8 protein-coding genes and 1 pseudogene are annotated in these 11,712 nt (G+C 35.8%); all 9 read left to right on the plus strand.

The window, feature by feature from the left end:
• A partial coding sequence (locus tag RT405_RS10310; RefSeq protein ID WP_313469524.1) for a PTS transporter subunit EIIC occupies positions 1-755 on the plus strand: 755 nt, incomplete at its 5' end.
• Positions 756-900: 145 nt separating this feature from the next.
• On the plus strand, positions 901-1,875 hold the full coding sequence (locus tag RT405_RS10315; protein ID WP_313469526.1) for a LacI family DNA-binding transcriptional regulator: 975 nt from the start codon (positions 901-903) through the stop codon (positions 1,873-1,875).
• A gap of 228 nt (positions 1,876-2,103) precedes the next feature.
• The gene (locus RT405_RS10320; protein ID WP_313469533.1) at positions 2,104-3,027 is read left to right on the plus strand and encodes an ABC transporter permease subunit; all 924 of its coding nucleotides are present in this window, start codon (positions 2,104-2,106) and stop codon (positions 3,025-3,027) included.
• A gap of 12 nt (positions 3,028-3,039) precedes the next feature.
• On the plus strand, positions 3,040-3,921 hold the full coding sequence (locus RT405_RS10325) for a carbohydrate ABC transporter permease (protein ID WP_396163693.1): 882 nt from the start codon (positions 3,040-3,042) through the stop codon (positions 3,919-3,921).
• Positions 3,922-3,949: 28 nt separating this feature from the next.
• A complete protein-coding gene (locus tag RT405_RS10330; protein ID WP_313469527.1) occupies positions 3,950-5,566 on the plus strand; it encodes an ABC transporter substrate-binding protein in 1,617 nt (538 codons plus the stop codon).
• A gap of 29 nt (positions 5,567-5,595) precedes the next feature.
• Positions 5,596-7,095, plus strand: coding sequence for a glycoside hydrolase family 32 protein (locus RT405_RS10335; RefSeq protein WP_313469528.1), 1,500 nt, complete (start codon positions 5,596-5,598; stop codon positions 7,093-7,095).
• A 482-nt stretch (positions 7,096-7,577) separates the two neighbouring features.
• Positions 7,578-9,407 (plus strand): acyltransferase family protein, encoded by a 1,830-nt coding sequence (locus RT405_RS10340; protein ID WP_313469530.1) that lies wholly within the window; start codon positions 7,578-7,580, stop codon positions 9,405-9,407.
• 325 nt (positions 9,408-9,732) lie between these two features.
• Positions 9,733-11,061, plus strand: a complete 1,329-nt coding sequence (locus RT405_RS10345; RefSeq protein WP_313469532.1) for an arginine deiminase — start codon at positions 9,733-9,735, stop codon at positions 11,059-11,061.
• Positions 11,062-11,112: 51 nt separating this feature from the next.
• Positions 11,113-11,712 (plus strand): annotated as a pseudogene (locus tag RT405_RS10350) (ornithine carbamoyltransferase); the annotation flags it as partial.

The following is an 11,712-nucleotide window of genomic DNA, read 5'->3' on the forward strand; positions in this document are numbered from 1 at the left end:
CGGCAGGGGCAGTGATTGTATTTGTTTGGATTTTTCATGTTCTATTAGGAATTAATTTAAACGAAATTCTGCAGTTGGTTTTTCAACCGCTCGTCTTTGGTTTAAGTACGTTGCCAGGCTTGATGGTCTATACTTTACTAGCTTGTTTTTTATGGAGTTGCGGTATCCATGGACCAAATGTTTTAGCGGGTATTGCTACACCGATTTTTTTAAGCTATTTAGCTGCAAATACAACTGCCTTTCAAAATGGCCAGCCCATTCCCTATGAAGTAGCAGATGGTTTTTGGATTTTATTTATGAGCATTGGTGGATCTGGCGGCACGATGGGATTAGTGTTGGCTATGTTGCGCTCAAAAAGTAAAATGTACAAGTCGCTTGGAAAAATGTCTTTTCCTTCAGCAATTTTCTGCATCAATGAACCGGTTATTTTTGGATTTCCCATCGTAATGAATCCGATTATGATGATCCCTTTTATTGCTACTCCTATGATTTTAGGGGCTAGTAGTTACCTCCTAATGAAAGCCGGTATCATCGGAAAAATTGTTTTTCTTGTTCCATGGACAATTCCGCCTATTATCGGACCTTATTTAGCGACTAATGGCAATATACCAGCTGCTATTTGGTCTGTTTTCACGATTCTTATTTCTTACCTGATTTATCTGCCATTTTTCAAAATAGTTGAAAAAAGACAATTGCTGATCGAAGCAGGAGAAATTGAAAAACAAGCTGATACGGCTTTGCATGTAGAGTCTTAAAAAGCACACAAGCCAGTCTGAAACATAAAAGAGCAGTTGGTTATTTAATTTACCTGAATCAACATAATTTTTTGAAAGAGATTGTATTTAGCAGAAAGAGATTGTAGTATAGAGAAAAGATGTAAGAAAGAAAAGAGGTGGAAAGATGTCAACACCAACAATGAAAGATGTTGCTGCTTTAGCAAAAGTTGGAGTGGGAACAGTTTCAAGAGTTGTTAATAATAAAGGTGCTGTGAAAGAAAGTACACGAAGAAAAGTAGAAAATGCAATTAAAGAATTAAACTACCAGCCAAATGAATATGCACGCGGTTTAAAAACGAATCAAACTAATACGGTTGCTTTAATTTTACCTACTATTTGGCATCCGTTTTTTTCTGAATTTGCTTATTATGTAGAAGCAGAATTAGAAAATCGTGGTTATAAGTTGTTGCTTTGTAATTCAGAAGATAATTATGAAAAAGAATTAGAATATATCCAAATGGTGCAGCAAAATAAAGTGGATGGCATTATTGGAATAACGTATAGTGATTTAGACAAATATGTTTCAGCTAATCTTCCATTTGTTAGTATTGATCGCCATTTTACAGAGGATGTCGTTTACGTAACAGCTGATAACGAAGCAGCAGGCCGTCTTGCTGTAGAAAATTTAATTGAAAAAGGCTGTACTACGCTTGCTTATATAGGTGGTTTTTCTAAAATACCCAATGAAACTCGAAACAGACAGAAATATTTTTCAAAAGAAGCGGATAAACGCAAAGTTACGAATTACAGTTTAGAAATGCCAGAACCCGTTCATGCATTAAAAAAAGAAGTGATGGCCTTTATTACAAAACACCCCACAATTGATGGCATTTTTACGATTAACGATTTTATGGCTTTAGATGTCATTGAAATTTTAGCTGAAATGGGAAAAAAAGTTCCAGAAGATATTCAAGTTATTGGATGTGATGGCATAAAATTAGGAATGCATCGGCCTTTAATCGTTTCTACTATTCAACAACCAGTTGAAGAAATGGCTATCTGTTCCGTACAATCCTTAATGAAGATTATCAAGCAGGAACCGGTTGAATCACGTATTGTTTTACCAGTAAAATATATTGATGGAAAAACGACAAAATAATTATTGACAGTAAACGCTTACTGTGTTAATTTTAAATCAATAAAAGTTTAGAAAAACTATTTTTTTAAAAAGGATTGGAAACGTTTCAAAAAATAAATGCAGTTTCTGCTTTTATTTTTTCTCATTTATTTGAAACGTTTCCAATTATTAATAAAAGTTTTTTGGAAACGTTTCTAAAATAAATAAGGAGGGGTTTACTTGGAGGAAACAGTTGCGAAAACGGCTGCAATGAAAATAGAAAGGACAAAGAAGAAAAGCAAATGGAATTATATCAAAAAGAATAAGAGTTTATACATCTTATTGATTCCAGGATTAGTTTTGACATTGGTATTTAAGTATTTTCCGATGTATGGGACATTGTTAGCCTTTAAAGATTACAATCCAATGAAGGGAATTATGGGCAGTGCTTGGGTAGGAATGAGACATTTTGAAAGTTTTATTCATTCTCCAAATTTTAGTATTTTATTGTGGAACACAGTAAAACTAAGTGCATATGGATTAATATTAGGATTTTTGCCGCCTATTATCTTAGCTTTAGCTTTAAATCAATTAATGAATAAGAAAATGAAGAAAAGAATACAATTGATTTTATACGCACCAAATTTTATTTCTGGTGTAGTTATTGTTGGGATGATCTTTATTTTTCTATCTGCCAGTGGACCAATTAACCAAATTATCGGTAGTTTAACTGGTAAGAATTTCATGTTTATGAGTAATCCAGATTACTTCAGAAGTATTTATATTCTTTCTGGAATTTGGCAAGGGATGGGATGGTCATCCATTTTATATACAGCTACTTTGGCTAATGTGAGTCCAGATTTAATTGATGCAGCTACTATTGATGGAGCTAATATTTTCCAAAAGATTAAGAATATTGATTTGCCGGCTTTGAAACCCGTTATGGTGATCACTTTTATTCTAGCAGCAGGAAATATCATGAATGTGGGTTATGAAAAAGCTTTTTTAATGCAGACCTCAATGAACTTGCCGGCTTCTGAAATTATTTCTACTTATGTCTATAAAGTTGGGCTGCAATCAGGTGACTATGCTTATTCAACAGCAGTAGGGCTCTTTAACTCAGTAATCAATATTATTTTACTTTTTGCAGTAAACAATATCGTTAAACACATTAATGATGGGAAAGGCTTATAGGAGGAAAACAAAATGATGAACTTTACTAAATTTGATAAAAGGATGTTAGTCATTAATCGAATTATCATCGCCTTTCTGGTGTTGATTACTATAATTCCATTAGGCTATGTTTTGATCGCTTCTTTTATGGATCCTGCTGTATTGCTGGCAAAAGGAATTAGTTTTAATCCAAAAGATTGGACGTTGACAGGTTACCAAAAAGTATTTCAAGATGATTCAATTATTCGAGGTTTTATCAATTCCTTATTTTATTCATTTGCATTCAGCGTAATCACTGTTTTTATTACCATGATCACTGCCTACCCCTTAGCAAAAAAAGAGTTAGTTGGTAAAGGTCCAATTATGACATTTTTCTTAGTCACCATGTTTTTTGGTGGAGGATTAGTTCCTACGTATTTGCTGATCAAAAATTTAAATATGTTAAATACGGTTTGGGCCATTATCATACCGGGTGCAGTAAACGTCTGGAATATTATTCTCGCTCGAACCTACTATCAGGGATTACCGGATGAATTAACTGAAGCAGCCATTATTGATGGAGCTAACGATATTCAAATACTATTTAAAATTATGATGCCATTAGCGAAGCCCATTATGTTTGTACTGTTTCTATATGCTTTTGTAGGGCAATGGAATTCTTACTTTGAAGCTATGATTTATATTAAGGACCCTAAATTAGAACCGCTCCAACTCGCTTTGCGTAAGATATTGATTCAAAATCAACCTTCGCAAGATATGGTTGGTTCACAAACAGAAATGGCTGAACTGAAACGAATCGCAGAGTTGATCAAATATGCCACCATTGTGATTTCTAGTCTTCCGTTGTTAGTTATGTATCCATTCTTCCAAAAATATTTTGATAAAGGAATCTTAGTGGGTTCAGTGAAAGGATAAAAAAATAAAGAGTAGGAGAGAAAACAAAATGACAATAAGAAAAATGATAGGGACTATTTTAATTTCTAGTACGGCTTTATTAACTTTAGCAGCTTGTGGAAACGGCAGCGGCAAAGCGGCAACAAAAGATTTAGGGTTAGAAAATATTGAGTTTCCTTTGAAAGAAGAAGCAAGTTTAAAATTCATGACACAAAGTTCACCAATTTCGCCTCAAGATCCGAATGAAAAGCTGATTTTCAAACGGTTGGAAAAAGATACAGGAGTGCATATTGACTGGACTAATTACCAAGCAGATTTTGGAGAAAAACGCAATTTAGATATTTCGAGCGGGGATTTACCAGATGCTATTTTTAACGCTGCAGCGGGAGATTACGATTTATTAAGTTGGGCAAAAAATGACATTATTGTTCCTGTAGATGATTTGGTTGATCAATATATGCCAAACTTAAAAAAAATCTATGAAGAGCATCCTGAATACAAAGAGTTGTCTACTGCTCCTGATGGAAAAATGTATTCTTTTCCATGGATTGAAGAATTAGGTGCAGGTAAAGAATCGATTCATACGGTAAGCGATATGGCGTGGATAAATGTGGAGTGGTTAGATAATTTAGATTTAGAAATGCCGGAAACAACAGATGAATTAATGGAAGTTTTGGAAGCTTTCAAAACACAAGACCCTAACGGAAACGGAAAAGATGATGAAATTCCGATTTCTTTTATTAATGGAGCAGGAAATGAAGATATGAAAATGTTGTTTGGGGCTTTTGGTATCGGTGATAATGATGATCATTTAGTTGTTGACAATGATGGGAAACTAGATTTTACTGCAGACAACCCAGAGTATAAAGAAGCTGTAGCATACTTTAACGAAATGCAAACGAAGGGATTAATTGATAAAGAAGCTTTTGAACAAGACTGGAATACATTCTTGGCTAAAGGAAAAGACGAACGCTATGGTGTGTATTTTACTTGGGATAAAGGCAATATTTCTGGCATGAATGATAAATACGATGTTTTACCTGTTTTAGCTGGACCTACAGGCGAAAAACATGTTACCAGAACAAATGGTATGGGCTTTAGTCGGGATCGATTTGTTATTACTAGTGCTAATGAAAACTTAGAATTAACAGCTAAATGGGTCGATAAGATGTATGAACCGCTTCAATCTGTTCAAAACAACTGGGGAACTTATGGAGATGAAGAGCAGCAAAATATTTTTGAATTTGATAAAGAAAACCAAATGTTAAAACATTTGCCTTTAGAGGGGACAGCGCCTGGAGAATTGCGTCAAAAAACTGAAGCAGCAGGTCCGTTAGCGGTTTTAGATGAATACTATGGAACTGTAACTACTATGCCGGAAGATGCTAAATGGCGTTTAGATTTAATGAAAGAAACTTATTTACCGTATGTTAACAATGACAATATCTTCCCGCGTGTCTTCTTATCACAAGAAGATACTGACCGAATCAGTAAAATTGATGCCGATATGCAAGATTACATTTACCGCAAACGGGCAGAATGGATTACTAACGGTAAAATAGATGACGAGTGGGATGACTATTTAGCAGAACTAGAACGTATGGGCTTAACGGAATGGTTAGATATTAAACAAAAAGGATATGATGAGTTTACTAAAAAACAATAATAATATGGATGAATAAGGAGATTTACTCAATGAAAACAGCCAATTACACTTTAGAAAATGCAAATGAATTTATAAGACAAAAAGAAGAAGACGTTATCACAACATATAGTCCTAGTTATCATTTAACAGCGCCTGTAGGCTGGATCAATGACCCAAATGGATTTGTTTATTATGAAGGAGAATACCACTTATTTTATCAATATTATCCTTATAAAACCGTTTGGGGACCTATGCACTGGGGACATGCGAAGAGCAAAGATTTGGTTACATGGGAAAACCTGCCAGTAGCGTTGTCGCCAGATCAGTACTATGACGAAGGAGGGTGTTTTTCAGGGAGTGCTATCGAGAAAGATGGCAAACTATATTTGATGTATACTGGACACTTGCCTCAATCAGACGAAGAACAATCTCGTCAAATTCAGTGTATGGCTGTTTCAGAAGATGGTATCCATTTTGAAAAGATCAGTCAAAATCCTGTATTGGATGAAAAGGATTTGCCGGATAACGCTCGTGTTCAAGATTTTAGAGATCCAAAAGTTTTTGAACGCAATGGAGTTTACTATAGTATCATCGCCTCGCAAACGAAAGAATTCACTGGACAAATTTTATTGTATCAGTCAACAGATTTAATTGAGTGGGAATTTAAATCTATTTTACTGGAAGGCACAAAAGAACAAGGTATTATGTGGGAATGTCCTGATCTATTTGAATTAGATGGAAAAGATGTATTGGTTACTTCACCAATTCAAATTCCTAAATCAGGCAATGAGTTTCATAACGTTAGTTCATGTGTTGTATTTATTGGAAAAGTTGATTGGGAAAAAGGAATATTTGAAGTTGAATCTATGGAAGAGATCGATTATGGATTGGATTTTTACGCTCCACAGACAACTATAGATGAACAAGGAAGACGAATTATGGTAGCTTGGATGCAAATGTGGGGACGAAATATGCCAACACATACTGAAAACCATGGCTGGGTTGGAGCGATGACTTTGCCGCGCGAATTACGCATTAAAGATGGCCAATTGTTACAGCTGCCTATTTCTGAGATCTCTAATTATTATCAAAAGAGTGCTGAAATCAAAGAAGTTGTATTAGTAGATGAAACAAGAGAATTTGAAGGAGTAGCAGGCAAAGTTGGTGTACTCGAACTAGTTGTTGACCTTAAAGAAGCCACTCGTTTTAGAATTGAATTACGTGCAAGTGCAACAGAACGGACCTTGCTAACTTACCATACAGAAACTAATGAGCTGGAATTCGACCGTTTCCAAAGTGGCATTCCTATTTCCGGTGAAGAAGCGGAACCTTTAAACAAACGGAAAGTTTTGTGTTCATTAAATGAAGGTAAATTAAAATTGAAGATCTTTCTAGATAACTGTTCTATTGAAACTTTTGTCAATGATGGAAAAGAAACGATTACATCAACCGTTTATCCATTATCGGCTGAATCTGAAAAAATCTATCTGGAAGCAATAGGGAAAGCCAGAATTGATTCTTTAGACATGTTTGAAATTGATGTGATTTAGATCAGTAGAGCGAGAAAGAGGCAATAGGGTTTTATTAACGGAAGTAAGGCTGATAAATCAATAGCTAATTGAAATAGAAACAAATAAGAGACGCGACTCGTCGATTATTTGTTTCTATTTTTTATGTTTTATGAAAAGGTGAAATGAGAAAAAGAGGTTACTTCATTTGTTAACAGTTTATTAATAGAGAGGGGATTTCTCAGATAAAAGGGACCAAAATTGAGGCTGTTCTTCAATTATTCTTAAGAGATACAAGATCAATCGATTTTAATAAGTGAAGACTTTGTTTTAGTCTTATACTTAAATAATTTAAAAACGATGGTAGCAGAATGTTGTTTTTGAAAGAAAGACACAGTCTTAATGTAAACTTAGGGTTTCTTTAGTATAATTAGAAATATAATAAAATTCATTTCAATTGAAACTTTTTCGAGCATTCAGTCATTTTGATTCTATAAGAAGAGGAAAAAAAGAAGGTGTAGAAATTGAAAAAACAGCAAACAGTAACGAACAGACCCTATGTCAAGGGCCTTGACGGTATTCGTTTTCTTGGCATCGTCGGGGTTATCATCTATCATTTAGCTCCACAACTGATGCCAGGCGGTTATTTAGGTGTAAATTTGTTTTTTGTATTATCGGGTTATTTAATCACAGATAAATTAATACGCGAAATAAAACAAACAGGGCAGCTACATATAAGATCATTTTATCAAAAACGAGTGAAGCGTTTATTGCCTTCAACGTTGTTTATGCTGATATTGGCGTTAGCTTGGATTACGTGGTTTAATCGAGAATTACTGGTCAATTTAAAAGGAACCGTTGTCAGTGCCCTTTTGTTTGTTAATAATTGGTGGCAAATTATCCAAGGCGATTCTTATTTTGATCGGTTTACAACGCCGTCTCCTTTTGTCCATTTATGGTCACTAGCAGTGGAGATGCAGTTTTATATCCTCATTGTTTTAGTGATTTGGGGTTTATTTACCTTTCTACCTACCCAACGGGCACGTTTAATAGCAATCGGGATCTTGACACTTTTATCTGCTGGTTTAATGGCTTGGTTGTATCAGCCGGGAGTTGATCCAAGCCGTGTTTATTATGGAACAGATACCCGATTGTTCTCATTATGGGTAGGAACCGGATTTGCGGCAGCCTTTCCGTTAGCGACTTTACAAATAAAGCAAGTATCTCAAAAATTACGACAATGGCAGGAAATGATAGGACTAGTGGCGCTATTTTTGATAGGGATCATGATGAAATATGTGACTGATCAAAGCCCGTTTAATTATTATGGCGGGATGTTGTTGTTTAGTTTATTAGCGGGTATATTGATCATTATCGTTGCTCAGCCAACGGTTAAGTTATCCTTTCTTTTTCGTTTTAAGCCAGTTACATGGCTGGGTAAGCGCAGTTTTGTTTTATACTTGTGGCATTATCCGCTCAATGTTTTAATCCAACAACAAGCAAATGGGCAACCAACTTCTGGTACACGACAACTGCTTTTAGTGTTGGTTCTTACGTTTGGTTTAGCTGAAGTAACGTATCGGTTTATTGAAATGCGCAATTGGCAGGGAATGTTCCAAAAGGGAGTAAAATGGCTGCAGCAATTATGGAAAAGCCCACGTAAAGCTCATTTAAAAGAAAAAGGATTTTTAGCAGTCAGTGCGGTAGTTGTTTTATCAGCTTTGACTGGTTTTGCAATTTCACCGTCTGATCCTGATCATGCTTCGCAACAAGTCAAAAAAGTGATTGAAAAGAATGAACAGTTGTTGCAAGAAGCACAGTTAACTGGCATTCAAGCGGAAGCTTTAGCAAACGGCGTTTTTAACACAGAAGAGTTGAGTGAATTAGCCAATAAAAAAGTCACTTTTATTGGTGACTCCGTTTTGTTGAGTGCTTCAGAAGAATTGGTACAATTTTTCCCAGCAGCAACGATTGACGGAAAAGTAGGACGTCAATTGTATCAAACGGTTCCTGTTGTCCAACAATTAAAAAAAGATCGGCAATTGAATAAAACGGTCGTGATCGAGTTAGGTTCTAATGGGGACTTTACGAAAAACCAACTGGAAGATTTAGTGGGAGCTATTGGAAAAGATAAAGAAGTGTATTTTCTGACAACTCATGTTCCGCGTTATTGGCGTGAAAGTGTCAATCAAAAGCTGGTATCCTTAGCGAAAAGCGAGCAGCGTATTCACTTGATTGATTGGAGCACCACGAGTACAAACCAAGCTAACTGGTTTTATGAAGATGCAGTTCACCCAAATAAAACCGGCGCAGAACAGTATGCCGTCTTGATAGCTAAAAGCTTATTAAATTAAGAAAGTTCAGTCTCTTCCATAAAAAGAGACTGAGCTTTTTTGCTATAAAATTTGCGTTAGATCAGACAAAATCTCATTTATTTTTAATATAACGGCCTAAAGAAGGACATATTAAAAAAATAAATTATTTATAAAAACTGTATAAAATAAATGAATATACAGTATAATCACTCATTTTATTAGGGATATACTGTATAGAGAATATATATGAAAAGAGGGTCGAAAAATGTGGTGAAATCGACATTTCGTTTGCGGCATACTATTTTTCTTTTTCGAATGTTACCGTTATCATAAAGGTGTAAATAAATCAGAGGAGGAAATACTAGTGGATAAACCGATTCATGTCATGTCAGAGATTGGAAAATTAAAGACGGTTTTATTGAAGAGACCCGGTAAAGAGGTGGAGAATCTCACTCCTGAGATTATGGAACGTTTATTATTTGACGATATACCGCACTTGCCTGTTATTCAAAAAGAGCATGATGCTTTTGCTAAAGTGCTGGAAGATAATGGCGTGGAAGTTTTGTATCTTGAAAAACTATCGGCTGAAGCAATTGATGCCGGCAATGTCAAAGAATCGTTCCTTGAAAAAATAATGAGCGAGTCAAACATTCAATCACCAAGCGTATACGAAGGATTAAAACAGTATTTATTGAAGATGGATACTCAAGAAATGGTCAATACGATTATGGCCGGTATTCGTAAAAAAGATGTTGAAACTGCATCACAACATTTAAGTGATGTATCAGACGATGGCGGAGACCCAGCACAATCAAGAACAGAATCGCCGGATTCTTACTTTACAGAAGATAAAACGCAACACTTGGGAGAAGTTTCAAATGATGAAGATTACCCATTTTACATGGATCCTATGCCTAACTTGTACTTCACAAGAGACCCGGCTGCTTCATTAGGCAATGGTTTGACGATTAATCGTATGCTGTTTGAAGCTCGTCAACGTGAATCTTTATTTATGGAAACCATCATCAACTACCACCCTCGCTTTGCGGGCAAGGACGTAGAAATTTGGCGTAATCGCGACCATACTTCAAATATTGAAGGCGGAGACGAACTCGTATTGAATGATAAAGTTTTAGCTATCGGGATTTCGCAACGAACATCGGCACAAGCCATTGAAGAATTGGCCATTGAATTGTTTAATCGCGGTGCAACGTTTGAAAAAGTCTTAGCCATTAAGATACCAAATGTAAGAGCGATGATGCATTTAGATACTGTCTTTACCATGGTAGATTATAATAAATTTACTATCCATCCTGGAATCCAACGATTGGGAGGGTCAATAGACACCTATATGCTTGAAAAAAGCGATGAACCTGGAAAAGTTAAAATAACGCATAAAACCAACTTGCAAGAAGTATTGAAAGAAGCTTTGGAAGTAGAAGAACTGACTTTAATTCCTTGTGGAGGTGGAGATGCAATTGCAGCGCCGCGTGAGCAATGGAATGATGGTTCAAATACATTAGCGATCGCACCCGGAGTAGTTGTCACTTATGACAGGAACTATGTTTCAAATGCATTGCTGCGTGAGCAAGGGATCAAAGTGATTGAAATAGAATCAAGTGAATTGTCTCGCGGACGTGGGGGCCCTCGCTGCATGAGTATGCCGCTTATCCGGGAAGATTTACCTAAATAAAATTAAAAAGCAACATTCTAATCAAAATAATCTTATTGGAGGAAATCAATTATGACCACATCGAAATTTCAAGGGCGCAGCTTATTAGCCGAAAAAGATTTTACTAAAGAAGAATTAATGTATTTGATCGACTTTTCTGAACATTTAAAAGATTTAAAGAAACGCGGTATTCCGCATCGGTATTTAGAAGGAAGAAACATTGCTTTGCTGTTTGAAAAATCGTCTACACGTACACGTTCTGCATTCACTGTTGCATCGATCGATTTAGGAGCACATCCGGAATATCTTGGAAAAGATGATATTCAACTAGGGAAAAAAGAATCAGTTGAAGATACCGCTAAGGTTTTAGGCAGTATGTTTGATGGGATTGAATTCCGAGGATTTAAACAAGCCAACGTTGAAAAACTAGCAGAATTTTCTGGTGTGCCGATTTGGAACGGTTTAACAGATGAATGGCATCCAACTCAAATGATTGCTGATTTCTTGACTATTAAAGAAAATTTTGGACACGTGGAAGGAGTAACACTAGCTTATGCAGGAGACGGGCGTAACAATATGGCCCACAGCTTACTTGTAACAGGAGCAATTTTGGGTGTGAACATTCGCATCGTTTCTCCTGAGTCTTTGTTCCCGAGCCAAGAAATCATTGAT

It is taken from the genome of Carnobacterium sp. (genome assembly GCF_032094055.1).
Taxonomy (GTDB): domain Bacteria; phylum Bacillota; class Bacilli; order Lactobacillales; family Carnobacteriaceae; genus Carnobacterium_A.

Coding starts and splice junctions, on each gene's coding strand:
- RT405_RS10335 (WP_313469528.1), top strand. CDS start 5,596: ATGAAAACAGCCAATTACACTTTAGAAAATGCAAATGAATTTATAAGA.
- RT405_RS10320 (WP_313469533.1), top strand. CDS start 2,104: ATGAAAATAGAAAGGACAAAGAAGAAAAGCAAATGGAATTATATCAAA.
- RT405_RS10325 (WP_396163693.1), top strand. CDS start 3,040: ATGATGAACTTTACTAAATTTGATAAAAGGATGTTAGTCATTAATCGA.
- RT405_RS10315 (WP_313469526.1), top strand. CDS start 901: ATGTCAACACCAACAATGAAAGATGTTGCTGCTTTAGCAAAAGTTGGA.
- RT405_RS10330 (WP_313469527.1), top strand. CDS start 3,950: ATGACAATAAGAAAAATGATAGGGACTATTTTAATTTCTAGTACGGCT.